Raw genomic sequence first — 15,224 nt, 5'->3', positions numbered from 1 at the left:
GGATCTATCGAGGCGGGCATCTAGACGAGCTAGGGAGTGACAGGTTGAACGTGCGGCGCGAGTACCGACCGACCTATCAGACCAGCCTGGTCGATCCCACCGACTTCTGGGCGGAGGCCGCCGAGCACATCGACTGGGATGTGGCGCCGACCCAAATCCTCGATACCGCAGCACGTCCCGCTGCCAGGTGGTTTCCCGATGCTCGACTCAACACCTCCTTCAACGCCCTCGACCGCCACGTCCGTGGTGGCACCGTGGCCGAGGGTGGTCGTTCGGATCAGCCAGCCTTAATCTACGACTCCGCGATGACCGGCGCCAGAGCGGTTTTCACCTACGCAGAACTACTCGACGAGGTCGCGAGATTCGCGGGCGCGATGCTGCGACTTAGCGTGACCACCGGCGACCGCGTCGTCATCTACCTGCCGATGATTCCCGAGGCCGTGATCGCCATGCTTGCCTGCGCGCGTATCGGCGCGGTGCATTCGGTGGTCTTCGGCGGCTTCGCCGCACCGGAACTCGCCGCCCGCATCGACGACGCCGAACCTGTGCTCATCATCACAGCTTCCGGCGGTCTCGAACCGGGGAAACATCTCGAGTATCCGCCAATCGTCTTGCGCGCCTTGACATTGACCACCACGGCGGCGCCGCGTTCGGTGATCGTCAAGCAGCGCCCACCCCAGTTCGATCTGGTCGACTACCCCGCACCGGATTTCGCGGCAGCCCGCGCCGAGGCCGAATCGGCAAGAGACGGCGAGGATTCCGTGCCGCAGGCCGCCGCGCGGTGGATCGACTGGGACGACGCCGTGCGCGATGCGCCAGCGGCCGAACCGGTTTCGGTCGCCGCGACCGACCCGCTCTACATCCTCTACACCTCGGGCACCACGGGAAGACCCAAAGGCGTCGTGCGCGACAACGGCGGGCACGCGGTGGCGCTGGCCTGGTCGATGCGCAATATCTACGACGTCGGACCGGGTCAAGTGATGTGGACGGCCTCGGATGTCGGCTGGGTCGTCGGCCACTCCTACATCGTCTACGCGCCGCTGCTCGTCGGCGCGACAACCGTGCTCTACGAAGGCAAACCGGTCGGCACCCCGGACGCCGGAGCGCATTGGCGAGTTGCCGAGGAACACCGGGTCGAGGTGCTGTTCACCGCGCCAACCGCACTACGCGCCATCCGCAGGGCCGACCCGGACGCCGAGCTCGCCCACCGCCACGACCTGTCCGCGCTGCGCGCGCTGTTCTGCGCGGGCGAACGGCTCGACCCCACCACCTACGCGTGGGCCAGCGAAACCCTGCTCACCGACTGCCCTGTCATCGACCACTGGTGGCAGACCGAGACCGGCTGGCCGATCTGTGCGAACCCACTCGGCCTGCAAAGGCTTCCGATCAAACCGGGATCGGCCTCGGTCCCGGTGCCGGGTTATCGGCTGCGCGTGCTCTCCTCCGAGGGCAACCCGGTACCGCCCAACACCGAGGGCACCATCGTGGTCGGATTGCCCTTGCCTCCCGGCACTCTCACCGGTCTCTGGCACGACCAGGAGCGCTACCAGCGCTCCTACCTTTCCGCGTTCCCCGGTCACTACCTCACCGGCGACTCCGGCTATTTCGACGAGGACGGCTACCTGTTCGTGCTCGGCCGCAGCGACGACGTGATCAATATGGCGGGACACCGCCTCTCGGCGGGCAGCATCGAAGCGGCTATCGCGGGACACGACGCGGTCGCCGAATGCGCGGTGGTCGGCATGCCCGACGCGCTCAAGGGGCACCGGCCGCTGGCCTACGTGGTGCTCAAGACCGGCGTCCAGATCGATCCGGAGCGGCTCCGCGACGAGCTGATCGAGCGGGTGCGCACCCAGATCGGTGCCATCGCCACGCTGCACGACGCGCTGATCGTCTCCGCGCTGCCCAAGACCCGCTCCGGGAAGATCCTGCGCAAGACCATCAGGCAGATCACGGCGGGCGAGGACTACGAGACACCGTCCACCATCGAGGACCCCACGGCATTGACGACGCTGACCGAACAGATCCGTGCCGCGGCGCCGAGGTTCGACATCATCGGACCCCCGGTCGGCGACGATCGCGACACGGCCCAGGACGCGAATCCGGTCGCACCGGCCTGAGCGCCCGAGGGGGACGTGCGCCCCCGCTGCCGTCCCGAACGTAGGAACCGATTGCGCGCCACCACCTTTCGTCGACGATCAGGCGCGCAAACCACTCGCTCGCTCAGCGATTTCGCACGCCACGTTCACCGGCACACTCAGAGACTTCTCAGACAAAGTTCATGCGCGTGCCAAGCCGACCCCATACGGTCGAACACGGCCCGAAAGTCCTACGACGATCTGGAGACAGCACTTATGAAGCGTTCCATCGGCCGTTCCACCATCGCCGCCGTCACCGTCGGCGGCGCCGCCACCGTCACCATGCTGCTCGGCCCCGCCATCGCCTCGGCCGACCCTTCCGCGGCGATCGAACCGTTGATCACGTCGGATTGCAGCTTCGCGCAGGTAGATGCCGCACTACACGAAGTAGCACCGGAACTGGCGACAGCGCTCGATGCGAACCCGCAGCAGAAGGCGCAGCTGCAAGGCCAGTTCGATCAGCCGGTCGAGCAACGTCGCGCCCAGCTCCAGCAGGAGATCCAGAACAACCCGGAGGCGGCGCAGCAGGCCGAGAACGACCCGCGCGCGGCGCAGATGCGCAGCGTCTTCCAGCAGGTCGCCGACACCTGCCACAACTACTGAGTTCGCGCGGCGGCACCGACCCGTGGTTCGGGTCGGTGCCGCTAGTCTCATCAGCGACTCAGGAGCCCACGTGACCGACAGCCCGCGCGCGACCCCGCCGACCGTCCTCGTCGTCGATGACGACGAGGACGTGCTCGCGTCGGTCGAGCGCGGGTTGCGGCTTTCGGGCTTCCATGTGCTGGTCGGCAGGGACGGCGCCGAGGCACTGCGCAGCGTCGGCGAGCACGCGCCGGACGCCATCGTGTTGGACATGAACATGCCGGTGCTGGACGGCGCCGGAGTGGTCACCGCGTTGCGTGCGATGGGCAACGACGTGCCGATCTGCGTGCTCAGCGCTCGCGCCTCGGTGGACGACCGAATCTCCGGGTTGGAATCCGGCGCCGACGACTACCTGATCAAACCGTTCGTGCTCGCGGAACTGGTAGCGCGGATCAAGGCGCTGCTGCGCAGAAGCGCCGACAGTCCCGACACCGCCGACGGCGGCGACCCCGCGAGCGCGTCGACGCCGGGCGCGATCACCGTCGGGCCGCTCGAGGTGGATGTCGCGGGTTACCGCGCCCTGCTGAACGGCCGCGAAATCGAGCTCACCAAAAGGGAATTCGAGCTGCTGTCCACGCTCGCCCGCAATGTCGGCGTCGTGCTGAGCCGTGAGCGACTACTGGAGTTGGTCTGGGGCTACGACTTCGCCGCCGACACCAATGTGGTCGATGTCTTCGTCGGCTACCTACGCCGCAAGCTGGAGGCCGACGGCACACCGCGCCTGCTGCACACCATTCGCGGCGTCGGATTCGTGCTGCGGACACCGAAATGACGCGAGCGCACCGAGGACTATCCGGCACCGAACAACCGGGTGCCGCCGCGAGCCGCGATCACCGGACGACACGCGATCACCGAGCCGCACGGACGAACCGGTGACGCCGAACGAGACGAGGATCGGGACGGCGAAACCGCGTCGCCGCCGGTCGTTCTCGCTGCGCACCAGGGTCGCGGGGGCAACGGCCGCGGGCGCCATCGTGATCGTGGCATTGGTGAGCATCGTCAGTGTGCGCGCGATCGAACGCAACAACGTCGCGCAATCCGATCAGCAACTCGCGGTCGCCGCGCGCATCGTGCTGATCGAACCGGTCATCGCGGTCCGTTTCGTCGGCCTCACCGGACTGAACAACGACATGGCGGTGACCGTGCGGGACAACGGCACCCTCACCGCCACCTCACCGACCGAATTGCCGGACCTGCCGACGGGTTCGCGCACTGTGACCGTCGACGGCACCTCCTACCGGGTATTGACCACCACCCAGAATCAACCGTCGGGCCGGATAGTCTCCCTCGGCATCCCCGCCGAGGAGGCCGCGGAGGCGACCTCGCAACAGCAACGCTGGGTGCTCGCCGGCGCGCTGGCCGCCATCGCCGCCGCCGCCGCGCTCGGCTGGCTGCTGGCGGGCGCGGCCGTTCGCCCAATCGTGCGACTGACCAAGCAGGTCGGCGCACGTGACGGCCTGCCCGAATCCGGAAAGGCGCAACCCCTCGTCGAAGGTTCGGGTGTGCACGAATCGGAAAAGCTCGCCGACGCGGTGAACACGATGCTGCGCAAGGTCGGCCAGGCACAGTCCGAGACGGCCGCGGCGCTGGAGACCGCCCGCGATTTCGCCGCCGTCTCCGCGCATGAGCTACGCACGCCGCTCACCGCCATGCGCACCGACCTCGAGGTCCTGCGCACGCTCGATCTCGAACCGGCGCAACGCACCGAGATCCTCACCGACCTGCAGCGCAGTCAGGACCGCGTGGAAACCACACTGGCCGCGCTCGAACGGCTGGCCACCGGCGACCTCACCGACGCGCACGATCACATCCCCACCGATGTCGGCGACCTGTGCGACCAGGCGGCACACGACGCGATGCGGCACTACCCCGGCCTGACCGTCCGCATCGAGACCGACGCGGAACTGGTCACCCTCGGCCTGCCCGCGGGCCTGCGACTGGCCATCGACAACGCGCTGACCAATTCGGTGAAGCACGGCGGGGCGGACGAAGCCGTCGTCTCCGCGCACCGTGGACCCGACGGCCGCATCGTGATCGCCGTCGACGACAACGGACGGGGCATCCCCCGCGAAGAACGCGCCACCGTATTCGCCCGATTCGCCCGGGGCAGCCAAGCCAGCAGGGGCGGCTCGGGGCTCGGGCTGGCGCTCGTCGCGCAGCAGGCCCAATTACATGGCGGCAGCGCCGCTTTCGAGGACAGTGCGCTGGGTGGGGTGCGGTTGGTACTCATGCTGCCAGCCACCGGGGAACACCGAGCGGCCTCGAACTTTTAACCAATCCTCAGAGAATCGTCAACGATTCGGGCACGATCGCCGTTTACCGTGTGGTCGTGATCGGAAAACGCGCCCGCGCGGCAATTCTCGCAGTAGCGATCGTCGGCGTCGGCGCACTGACTGTCGGGCTCACGGCGCACTTGCGCGCGGACCCACCCACCGGCATCGCGCTGGTCGACCACGACGCCGGCCCGACCGGCGCACGCGTGATCCAGGCACTCGAAGCCGAGGGCGGGTACGAATGGGTCGCCGCCGACTCCGCCGATGTCGAGGACTACGCCGCGGTGATCACCCTGCCCGCCGACCTCACCGCATCCCTCGGCAGTCTCGCGGGGGAAACCCCCCGGCGCGCGACGGTCAACGTGCGCGCCCACCGCGGCGCCGACAAGGCACTGGTGGAGGGGGCGGTCGACAAGGTCACCCACCGGATCGGCGCCGCGGGTGTCGATGCCGCCCTCGCCTCCGCCACCCAGGCACGCAGCCAGATGTCGCAGGTGCGCTTCACCGCGCAACTGTTGAACGCCGGGGTGAACACCGCCGCCGCCGGCGCCGACCAGTTCAGTTCCGGCGCCGACCAACTACTCGGCTTCCTCGACTTCGCGAAATCGGGTTCCGCGCAACTCACCTCGGCCGTCGACCTGTTGCGCTCTACCGTCTCCGGTGCGACCGCGCAGGCGAACGAGCTTGCCGCGGCACTGGATTCGACCGGAATCACGGTTGCCCAGGTGGAAGGGACCGCGCACACCATCGGCAACGGCCTCGACCAGATCCTGCCGACCCTGCGCGCGCTACCCTTCGCCGGTGACCCCGCCGTCGCCGATGTCATCGGCAAACTCGAAGCGCTGCGCGGCATTTCCGGCCAGGCGAGCACTCAGCTCACCGGGCTGAGTGCCCTGGTCGGCGCCTCGACGGACCCGAACACCGACCTGGGGACGCTGCTGCACACGGTGGTGGACCGGCTCGACGACGCGAGCGCACAACTGACCCGAGGCGCCGAACTCGCACAGGACCTGCCGCGCCTGGCCGACGAAGGTGGGGCCCAATTGCTCGACGCCATCGGGCAACTCACCGGCGGCGTCGACCAACTGCGGTCGGTGGTCGGCAATCTGAACACCCAGGCCGACAAGGCTGTCGCCGCGCTCCCGCCGCGCGGCGCCGCCGAGCAGTCCGCGTTGGCCCTCGCGCTCACCGACCCGGTCGAGGTCGGTTGGGAATGACCCCCCGACGACCGGTGGCCCGTACTCCGAGGAGTACGGGCCACCGATTCGCGTAGTTCTAGCTCGCGTTCAGCAGGTCGATGACGAACACCAGTGTCTTGCCGGAAAGCTGGTGGCCGGTACCGGCCGCGCCGTAAGCCTGCTCGGGCGGGATCGTCAGCTGACGACGGCCACCGACCTTCATGCCGGGGATGCCGTCCTGCCAGCCCTGGATCAGGCCGCGCAGCGGGAAGGTGAGGGATTCACCACGGTTCCACGACGAGTCGAATTCCTCGCCGGTCTCGAATTCCACACCCACGTAGTGGACCTCGACGGTGCCACCGGGCACTGCCTCCTTGCCATCACCTTCGATGATGTCCTTGATCACCAGCTCGGCGGGCGGCGGGCCTTCTTGGAACTCGATCTCCGGTTTGGTCATTCGGCTATCCCCTTCGATAGTTGATGCTGTTGGTGTAGTTATCGGGTCGCGATCTCGTGGTAGTCGCGTGCCCCGTAGCCGGTGTAGATCTGCCGAGGACGGCCGATCTTCAGTGGCTCACTGTGCATTTCGCGCCAGTGCGCGATCCAACCCGGCAGCCGCCCCATCGCGAACAGCACGGTGAACATCCTGGTCGGGAAGCCCATCGCGCGGTAGATGACGCCGGTGTAGAAGTCGACATTCGGGTAGAGCTTGCGATCGACGAAGTAGTCGTCGGTCAGCGCGGCTTCCTCCAGCGCCTGCGCGATGTCGAACAGTTCGTCGTCACCGCCGAGCTTGCTCAGGATCGCATCGGCGTGCTTCTTGGCGATCGCGGCGCGCGGGTCGTAGTTGCGGTAGACGCGGTGCCCGAAGCCCATGAGCTTCACGCCGTCTTCCTTGTTCTTGACCTTGCGGATGAACTCCTTGACGTTGCCGCCCTCGGCCTTGATGCCGTCGAGCATCTCCAGCACCGCCTGGTTAGCGCCGCCGTGCAGCGGACCCCACAGCGCGTTGATGCCGCCGGACACCGAGGTGAACAGGTTGGCGTCGGAGGAACCGACCAAACGCACCGTCGAGGTGGAGCAGTTCTGCTCGTGATCGGCGTGCAGGATCAGCAGCATGTCCAGCGCGGCGGCGATCTCCGGGTCGACCTCGTAGGGCTCGGCCGGGAAACCGAAGGTCATGCGCAGGAAGTTCTCGACCAGGCTCAACGAGTTGTCCGGGTAGAGGAACGGCTGGCCGACCGACTTCTTGTACGAGTACGCCGCGATCGTCGGCAGCTTGGCGAGCAGCCGGATGGTGGATAGTTCGACCTGTTCGGGATCGCGCGGATCCAACGAATCCTGGTAGTACGCCGACAGCGCGTTCACCGCACTCGACAGCACCGGCATCGGGTGCGCGTTGCGCGGAAAACCGTCGAAGAACCGCTTCAGGTCCTCGTGCAGCAGCGTGTGCCTGCGGATGCGGTCGGTGAAATCCTCCAGCTGGGCCTGCGTCGGGAGCTCCCCGTAGATCAGCAGGTAGCTGACCTCGATGAAGGTCGACGAGCCGGCGAGCTGGTCGATCGGGTAGCCGCGGTACCGCAGAATCCCCTCTTCGCCGTCGATGTAGGTGATCGCCGACTTGGTGGGGGCGGTGTTCATGAAGCCGGGGTCGTAGGTCACATACCCGGTGCTGGACAGCAGCTTTCCCAGCTCGATCCCGTCATTACCTTCGGCGGCCTTGGTAACCGTCATCGGGAAGTCCCCGCCGGGGTAGGTAAGGACCGGCTTTGCGTCGCCATCGACGTTGACAATGTTCTCAGCGGGCACGGAAGGATCCCTCTCAGGTAGAACCGTAGGCACCGGGCGCGGTCGGCGCACGATGCGCTTGCACTCAACGCTAGTCGTTCGCCGACTCAGACGACCACGGAGGGTGGTCCGGCGCGGCTGTCCGACCTTCTCGCGGGTCGGACAGCTCAATCGTTCGATCGAGCTCCCCGCACCCGCAGGTCACACTGATTGTCCGGGCACTGTTTGCGCATGTGCGCGGCCTACCCGATAACGCACGAACACCGGGAAAGCCACCGCCGCGATCAGTGTGCCGATCACTACGAGCACGCCACCACCGGCCGCGGCAACAGCAGTACCCAAGGCCGCGGCCGCGAAACCATGGGCAACATCACCGATGCGCGGCCCACCCGCGACCACCACGATGAACACCCCTTGCAGCCGTCCGCGCATCTCGTCGGTCGCGACGGTTTGCAGCATCGTGACGCGCAGCGCTGCCGAGATCATGTCGACGGCGCCGCCGAAAGCCGAACAGACCAGCGCGATCCCCAATCCGAGACCCACCGTCAGTCCGTGGCCGGTGAACCCGACGGCGAGGCCGAACCCGATCATCGCGACACCCCACAGCACGATGCAGACCAGCACGGCGAAACCCTGACGCCGGATGCGCGGAATCCAGCCGGAGAACACTCCACCCAGCACCGCGCCCGCCGACATCGACGCGAACAGCAGACCTAGCGCGAGACCACCGGTGGCGGGATCACCGAACGTCTCGTGCGCGATCTCGGGAAACAGTGCGCGCGGCATGCCGAACACCATGGCGATGATGTCGACCGCGAACGAGGCGAGCAGCACCCGCTGGGTGGCCAGGTAGACGAATCCGTCCAGTACCGAACGAAATCCGGCCCTGCGCACCGTGCCGCTCGCAGCCAGCGCAGGCAACCGCCATACCGCCCACAGCGTCGCGAGCAGCGCGATGGCGTCGATCAGATAGAGGGTCGACAAGCCGAGCACCGGGATGAGCACACCGGCGAGCACGGGTCCCGCGATCGCACCGAATTGCGTGACCGTCATGTTCAGCGAGTTGGCCGCGGCCAACTGCTCCGGCGGCAGCAACCGAGGGATCGCCGCGTTGCGGGTCGGCTGGTTCACCGCGAAGAACGCCTGCTGGACGGAGAAGAGGCCGAGTACCACCCACACGTTGTTCAGTCCACCCGCGGCTTGCGCCCAGAAGGCGAGGGTGGTCAGGCCGGTACCGGTGGTGGTGATCAGCAGTAGTTTGCGCCGATCCATCACGTCGGCGAGCGCGCCACCCCACAGACCGAACACGATCAGCGGTACCAGCCCGAAGAGCCCGGCCAAACCGACATAGCCGGAATTGCCGGTGATCTGGAAGATCTGCTGCGGCACGGCGACGATGGTCAGCTGCGCGCCGATCATGGTCACGATGCCCGAGGTCCACAGGCGCCGGTAATCCGGCTGGTGCAGTGGAGCGGTGTCGGCCAGCAATTTCACCGGAGGCAGCGTATACCCGGTGCGCGTAGCAGATTGCGAGAGGTGGTACGGGCGTACGGGTTACGGCTGTAGTCGGTCGACCGTCATCTTCCCTTCCGACACAAGCACCCTGATGCGATTGTGCAGCCTGCCCCTGCGGCCCTGCCAGAACTCGACCTCGTCGGGCCGCAGCAGGAACCCGCCCCAGAACGGCGGAACCGGAATCCGCTCGACACCGTCGAAGCGCGCGCTCGCCTCGGCGAGCAACCGGTCCAGTTCGGCGCGGGAGGCGATCGGCGCCGACTGGTGTGAAGCCCACGCACCCAGCTGCGATTCGCGCGGACGCGAACGCCAATAGAGCTCGGTGGTCTCGTCGGCGACCCGCTCGACGGCGCCGCGCACATGCGCCTGCCTGCCGAGCGCCGGCCAGACGAAAGTGGCGGCGGCGAACGGCACGGCAGCCAGTTGGGTGCCCTTGGCGGAGTCGAAGTTGGTGTAGAAGATCACCCCCTCGGGTGAGAGCCCTTTGCACAACACGGTTCTGGCGACCGGACGCGGCGTGGACCCGGCCAGCGACACCGTCGCGAGCACCATCGCGTTCGGCTCGGCCAGACCGAGGGCGGTCGCCTGCTCGACCCAGTGCCGTAACAACGGCTCCCAACCACCGGCCACCCAGTTCTCGTCGAGGTCGACATCCTCGCCGCTGCCGAACGGCGGGCCACTGTATTCGGCGCGCATCACGGCCAGATCCGCGTCGGGACCGAGGTCTGCCGGTTCCCGGTCAGCCGGTGAATTGTCCAGGTCACGCATGGGGCAGACGTTACTCCTCGGTAGCCGAGGACTAGGGTTTCGACCATCGGCATGTACCTGTCAACTACCCCATCCCCACGACTGGGCACATGCTTCCCGAAGTGCAAGGAGCGTCGAAACATGACCACCAGTCCCGCTGTTCCGAACGGGCAGAACCTCATTCCCAGTGACTTCGTCAGCGGCCTGCAGGGCGTCGTCGCGTTCACCACCGATATCGCCGAGCCGGACAAGGACGGCGGCGCCCTGCGTTACCGCGGCGTCGACATCGAGGATCTGGTGCTCGGCCGGGTGACCTTCGGCGACGCGTGGGCACTGCTGGTGGACGGCTCGTTCGGCCACGGCCTGCCGCCCGCCGAACCCTTCCCGCTCCCGGTGCACACCGGTGACGTGCGGGTCGACGTGCAGGCCGGTCTCGCCATGCTCGCCCCGATCTGGGGATATCAGCCACTGCTCGACATCGACGACGCCACCGCACGCGAAAACCTCGCCCGCGCATCGGTGATGGCACTGTCCTATGTAGCCCAGTCCGCGCGCGGCATCTATCAGCCCGCGGTTCCGCAGCGCAAGATCGACGAGTGCACCACGGTCACCGAACGGTTCATGACCAGGTGGAAGGGCGACCCCGACCCCAAGCACACCGAAGCCATCGACGCCTACTGGGTCTCGGCCGCCGAACACGGCATGAACGCCTCCACCTTCACCGCGCGGGTGATCGCCTCCACCGGCGCCGATGTCGCCGCCGCGCTCTCGGGTGCGATCGGCGCCATGTCGGGACCGCTACACGGCGGCGCTCCCGCCCGCGTGCTCCCGATGATCGAAGAGGTCGAGAAGACCGGTGACGCACGAGGATTGGTGCGGGGCATCCTCGACCGCAAGGAAAAGTTGATGGGCTTCGGTCACCGCGTCTACCGCGCCGAAGACCCCCGCGCCCGCGTGCTGCGCGCCACCGCCAAGCGCCTGGACGCACCGAGGTACGAGGTCGCCGCCGCGCTCGAGCAGGCAGCGCTCACCGAGCTACGCGAACGCCGCCCCGACCGCCCCATCGAGACGAACGTCGAATTCTGGGCCGCGGTGATCCTCGACTTCGCCGAGGTACCCGCGCACATGATGCCCGCGATGTTCACCTGCGGCCGTACCGCGGGATGGTGCGCGCACATCCTCGAACAGAAGCGTCTCGGCAAGCTGGTTCGGCCCGCCGCCATCTACACCGGGCCCGCGCCGCGCAAGCCGGACGAGGTCGACGGCTGGAGCGGAGTCGTCCACAGCTAGTGCGGGTGCAGCCGGGACGTCGGCGCGGTGATTGTGGTCGTGCGCGCCGGGTCCTGGGTGATCGCGCGTTCGGGCGTGGTGCTGGAGTTCAGGTCAGCGAGGCTTGCCAGTCGATGGCTACGGACTCGCCCTGGTCGACTGTGAAAAATGCCACTTCCAGGCGGCGGCCCCTGTCGAGCAGAGCCATCGCGGTCAGTGGGACCGGCTGGGTGACTCGGGTGTGCCACGGGGTCGGCTCGTCCCACGCGGTCAGTTCCAGGTCGAGGCGAACCAAGGGAGCGTCCAGGCCCTCGTGCTCGGCGCTGACCGGGGCGGTCGAGAGGACCTTGGCGTCGGCGCGGCGGCCGTCGGCGAGGATCTTCTCCAGTCCGCAGCGCGCGGCCTCGGAGAAGGCCGGGACGTAGAGCACCAGGCGGTCTTCGTCGCGGGGGTCGACTCGGCATCGGACGTTCTCGCCGGGGCGCATCCGTGCCAGATCTGCGTCCGAGACCTGCTGGCAGGCGCGCGTCTCGTAAGGCGGTTTGCCGTCCAACCGCACCCAGACGCGGAACACATATCCCGGCTCGGAGCGACGCTGCCACCGCTCGGAGATCGTCGCGGAGCCCTCGATTCCGAGAATCAATAATTCGCGGCGCGCGGCGGCCGACATGGCCGCAGCACCGAGCCCGAAGGTCCGTGCCAGTCGGCCACGCTCTCGCCACCCCGAGTGTGCTGCCGTCATGTTCATAGGGCCGAGATTAGCCGGAGTGTGGTCGCTGACACAGCATTACCACCGTCTACCCTGTTCGGCATGACCAGTGCGTTTCCGACCATTCCCGACGACATCAAACCCGCTGACGGACGGTTCGGCTGCGGCCCTTCCAAGGTGCGCCAGGAGCAGTTGCAATCGCTGGTGAGTGTCGGTGCCTCGGTATTCGGAACCTCGCATCGCCAGAAGCCGGTGAAGGACGTCGTCGCCCGCGTGCGCGCGGGCCTTCGCGAATTGTTCGCCCTCCCCGACGGTTACGAGGTGGTGCTCGGTAACGGCGGCACCACGGCCTTCTGGGACGCGGCGGCCTTCGGACTCATTCGCGAGCGTTCACTGCACCTGACCAACGGCGAATTCAGCAGCAAGTTCGCGACCGTCGCGAAGGGCAACCCGTTCATCGGCGACCCGATCGTGGTCAAGGCCGAGCCGGGCAGTGCCCCCGAGCCCGTCGCCGACCCCTCGGCCGACCTGATCGGCTGGGCACACAACGAAACCTCCACCGGTGTCGCGATTCCGGTGCAGCGCCCCGCAGGTTCGGAGAACGCGCTGATCGCCATCGACGCCACTTCCGGCGCGGGCGGTCTCCCGGTGCGCATCACCGATGCCGACGTCTACTACTTCGCCCCGCAGAAGTGCTTCGCCGCCGATGGTGGCCTCTGGATCGCACTGATGAGTCCCGCGGCACTGGCCAGGGTCGAGGAGATCAAGAACTCCGGACGCTGGACACCCGAGTTCCTTTCGCTTCCTATCGCTATCGACAACAGCGTCAAGGACCAGACCTACAACACGCCAGCCATCGCCACGTTGCTGCTGCTCGCCGATCAGATCGAGTGGCTCAACGGCAACGGCGGTCTCGACTGGGCGGTCAAGCGGACGCTGGATTCCTCGTCGCGGCTGTACTCCTGGGCCGAGTCCAGCGAATTCGCGACCCCCTTCGTCACCGATCCCGCCCACCGTTCGCAGGTCGTCGGCACCATCGACCTCGCGGAATCCATCGATGCCGCGCAGGTCGCGAAGGTTCTGCGGGCCAACGGCATTGTCGACACCGAGCCGTACCGCAAGCTCGGACGCAATCAATTGCGCGTCGGAATGTTCCCGGCGATCGATCCGGAGGACATCAGCCAGCTGACCCGTTCCATCGACTGGGTTGTCGCGAATCTTGGCTGAGGCGTACTGATTTGGGACGTCGCCACTGCGGCGCGTCACGAACAATTCGGAGCGAACACGAGGTACGGTGGCCCGTTCGCGGGCTGCCGTCCGCGTGTCGCATCCCCTGGATCGCCAAATTGCACTACTGTTTCGTAGAGTGGGCGGCGTCGCGAGTCGACAGCAGCGTTAGCCAACGCAGCGTTGGCCAACACAGCGGTAGTCAACGCAGCGGTTGTCGACAGCAGTGACAGTCGATTAACAGCGGTTGTCGACAAGGGCTTTGGTCGACAACGGCTTTCCTGGTCGACGCGGTAAGGAGGTAACGGTGCGTGAGCTTCGAGTGATCGGCGTAACGCCCGACTCCACCCACATCGTGTGCGTCGACACCGAGTCCGGCCAAAAGTTCCGGCTCCCAGCAGATGACAAACTACGAGCCGCCGCGCGCGGAGACCTTGCCCGATTCGGCCAGATTGAGATCGAAATGGAAGCAACTATGCGTCCCCGAGATATTCAGGCCCGTATCCGCGCTGGGGCATCCGTCGAGCAGGTCACGGCAGAGTCAGGTATGCCGTCCAGCCGCGTCGAACGCTTCGCCTACCCGGTGCTGCTCGAGCGTGCTCGCGCCGCCGAGCTGGCACAGAAGGCGCACCCCACCCGTCCCGACGGTCCCGCCGTGGAAACCCTCATCGACGTCGTCACCGCGGCTTTCACCGAGCGTGGACACAATATCGAGGGCGCGGAATGGGACGCGTGGAAGGACGAGAAGAACTTCTGGGTCGCGCAATTGCAGTGGCAGAACGGGCATTCCGAGATCGCGGCACACTGGCGCTACCAGCCGGACGCGCACGGTGGCTCGGTCTCGCCGTTGGATGACCCCGCCGCGGATCTGATCGACCCCGACTTCGGTCGCGCGCTGCGCGGGCTCGCCACGGTGCTGCCCGCCGAACCCGAGGCGCCGACGGCCGAACCGGAACCGGTGGCCGAGCCGAAGCCGGTCGAAGCACCCGCGCGCACCGTTCGTCAGCAGAGCCAGCCGACGCTGGACGAGTACTACGAACAGCGTGCCGTCGCGGCGGGCGGCAATACCGCCGCGCTCCCGCCCGCGACACCGACGCCAGCGCCGAGTACCCCGGCCGCGGCGACGGCCGCATCGGCAACCCCCGCAGCGGCGGCCACGTCGGCGACCGCCGCTGCCGCTTCCACCGCCGAGGCGGCGCCGGCCGCCGCGACGAAGGCACCGAGCACGGCGACGGGCACCGACACGTCGAAGGCGCCCGCCGCCGAAGACAAGTCGGACAAGCAGGCCAAGCCGGAAACCGCCAAGCCCGCCGCGAAGCAAACGCGGACCAAGCGCGGCAAGGCGCCGATGCCGTCGTGGGAAGACGTGCTGCTCGGGGTGCGTAGCTCGGGACACTGAGCGGTGCGCCGAGGGAGCCTGGGCTCCCGAACCATTCCCGTGGCGAATTACACCGCGCACGACCGTTTTCCGGGGTCGGCGCTGGTCGTCCTCAGCGACAGTGACCCCAGCCGATGCGCCAGCAAGACCGCGAGAGTGTCGCCCGCGATTGCGCCGCCGACGGTCGGCGTGTGCCGCGACTGCGCGGCGCGCGGTGTTGCTCTCCGTGGTGCCGGTGACCGGACTACGCCAACGCTGCCTCGGTTACCGATGTTTGCTCGATGCGTGCCCGCAGCGTTTCTGCCGGATGGTACGCACGCGTTCACGTGTCGAAGGTGACCCTATTTTCGGGTGAGGCGA

At 67.4% G+C, this 15,224-nt stretch carries 13 protein-coding genes; 8 read left to right on the top strand and 5 right to left on the bottom strand.

Features of this window, described 5'->3' with window-relative positions; genetic code table 11:
- Positions 1 to 44: 44 nt before the first annotated feature.
- The 5 genes from ABEA50_RS26910 to ABEA50_RS26890 all read left to right on the top strand — a co-directional run bounded on the left by ABEA50_RS26910 (position 45) and on the right by ABEA50_RS26890 (position 6,270).
- Positions 45 to 2,120 carry an AMP-binding protein gene (locus ABEA50_RS26910; protein WP_345498944.1) on the top strand — a complete coding sequence of 692 codons (2,076 nt, stop codon included), beginning with the start codon at positions 45 to 47 and terminating at the stop codon, positions 2,118 to 2,120.
- 234 nt (positions 2,121 to 2,354) lie between these two features.
- Positions 2,355 to 2,741, top strand: coding sequence for a hemophore-related protein (locus ABEA50_RS26905; RefSeq protein WP_345498942.1), 387 nt, complete (start codon positions 2,355 to 2,357; stop codon positions 2,739 to 2,741).
- A gap of 70 nt (positions 2,742 to 2,811) precedes the next feature.
- The gene (locus ABEA50_RS26900) at positions 2,812 to 3,552 is read left to right on the top strand and encodes a response regulator transcription factor (RefSeq protein ID WP_345498941.1); all 741 of its coding nucleotides are present in this window, start codon (positions 2,812 to 2,814) and stop codon (positions 3,550 to 3,552) included.
- A gap of 100 nt (positions 3,553 to 3,652) precedes the next feature.
- Complete coding sequence (locus ABEA50_RS26895) at positions 3,653 to 5,053, top strand: sensor histidine kinase (protein WP_345498940.1); 1,401 nt, start codon at positions 3,653 to 3,655, stop codon at positions 5,051 to 5,053.
- Between the two features lie 56 nt (positions 5,054 to 5,109).
- Positions 5,110 to 6,270, top strand: coding sequence for a YhgE/Pip domain-containing protein (locus ABEA50_RS26890; protein ID WP_345498938.1), 1,161 nt, complete (start codon positions 5,110 to 5,112; stop codon positions 6,268 to 6,270).
- 58 nt (positions 6,271 to 6,328) lie between these two features.
- Here the strand turns inward: ABEA50_RS26890 and ABEA50_RS26885 are convergent, their stop codons facing one another.
- From ABEA50_RS26885 to pdxH, 4 genes are all read right to left on the bottom strand, one after another.
- Complete coding sequence (locus tag ABEA50_RS26885) at positions 6,329 to 6,688, bottom strand: FKBP-type peptidyl-prolyl cis-trans isomerase (RefSeq protein WP_345498937.1); 360 nt, start codon at positions 6,686 to 6,688, stop codon at positions 6,329 to 6,331.
- A gap of 38 nt (positions 6,689 to 6,726) precedes the next feature.
- Positions 6,727 to 8,040, bottom strand: a complete 1,314-nt coding sequence (locus ABEA50_RS26880) for a citrate synthase (RefSeq protein WP_345498936.1) — start codon at positions 8,038 to 8,040, stop codon at positions 6,727 to 6,729.
- Positions 8,041 to 8,220: 180 nt separating this feature from the next.
- Positions 8,221 to 9,513 carry an MFS transporter gene (locus tag ABEA50_RS26875; RefSeq protein ID WP_345498935.1) on the bottom strand — a complete coding sequence of 431 codons (1,293 nt, stop codon included), beginning with the start codon at positions 9,511 to 9,513 and terminating at the stop codon, positions 8,221 to 8,223.
- Positions 9,514 to 9,573: 60 nt separating this feature from the next.
- On the bottom strand, positions 9,574 to 10,302 hold the full coding sequence (gene pdxH / locus ABEA50_RS26870; RefSeq protein WP_345498934.1) for a pyridoxamine 5'-phosphate oxidase: 729 nt from the start codon (positions 10,300 to 10,302) through the stop codon (positions 9,574 to 9,576).
- 120 nt (positions 10,303 to 10,422) lie between these two features.
- On the opposite strand from pdxH, the gene ABEA50_RS26865 reads away from it, so the two are divergent.
- Positions 10,423 to 11,571 (top strand): citrate synthase 2, encoded by a 1,149-nt coding sequence (locus tag ABEA50_RS26865; protein ID WP_345498932.1) that lies wholly within the window; start codon positions 10,423 to 10,425, stop codon positions 11,569 to 11,571.
- An 88-nt stretch (positions 11,572 to 11,659) separates the two neighbouring features.
- Here ABEA50_RS26865 and ABEA50_RS26860 read toward each other — a convergent pair whose 3' ends face one another.
- Positions 11,660 to 12,298: a hypothetical protein gene (locus tag ABEA50_RS26860; RefSeq protein WP_345498931.1), complete on the bottom strand. Its 639-nt coding sequence runs from the start codon at positions 12,296 to 12,298 to the stop codon at positions 11,660 to 11,662.
- Positions 12,299 to 12,361: 63 nt separating this feature from the next.
- Between ABEA50_RS26860 and serC the strand changes: the two genes are divergently transcribed.
- A complete protein-coding gene (serC, locus tag ABEA50_RS26855; protein WP_345498930.1) occupies positions 12,362 to 13,486 on the top strand; it encodes a phosphoserine transaminase in 1,125 nt (374 codons plus the stop codon).
- A 307-nt stretch (positions 13,487 to 13,793) separates the two neighbouring features.
- Positions 13,794 to 14,885: a septation protein SepH gene (gene sepH / locus ABEA50_RS26850; protein WP_345498928.1), complete on the top strand. Its 1,092-nt coding sequence runs from the start codon at positions 13,794 to 13,796 to the stop codon at positions 14,883 to 14,885.
- Positions 14,886 to 15,224: the final 339 nt, after the last annotated feature.

It is taken from the genome of Nocardia callitridis, from assembly GCF_039543305.1.
GTDB classification, from domain to species: domain Bacteria; phylum Actinomycetota; class Actinomycetes; order Mycobacteriales; family Mycobacteriaceae; genus Nocardia; species Nocardia callitridis.
This window is presented reverse-complemented; position numbering and strand designations above follow the sequence as displayed.

What these genes read in the sequence shown, in the direction of transcription:
- ABEA50_RS26905 (WP_345498942.1), top strand. Translation starts at nt 2,355, where the DNA reads ATGAAGCGTTCCATCGGCCGTTCCACCATCGCCGCCGTCACCGTCGGC.
- ABEA50_RS26860 (WP_345498931.1), bottom strand. Translation starts at nt 12,298, where the DNA reads ATGAACATGACGGCAGCACACTCGGGGTGGCGAGAGCGTGGCCGACTG.
- ABEA50_RS26885 (WP_345498937.1), bottom strand. Translation starts at nt 6,688, where the DNA reads ATGACCAAACCGGAGATCGAGTTCCAAGAAGGCCCGCCGCCCGCCGAG.
- pdxH (WP_345498934.1), bottom strand. Translation starts at nt 10,302, where the DNA reads ATGCGTGACCTGGACAATTCACCGGCTGACCGGGAACCGGCAGACCTC.
- ABEA50_RS26865 (WP_345498932.1), top strand. Translation starts at nt 10,423, where the DNA reads ATGACCACCAGTCCCGCTGTTCCGAACGGGCAGAACCTCATTCCCAGT.
- serC (WP_345498930.1), top strand. Translation starts at nt 12,362, where the DNA reads ATGACCAGTGCGTTTCCGACCATTCCCGACGACATCAAACCCGCTGAC.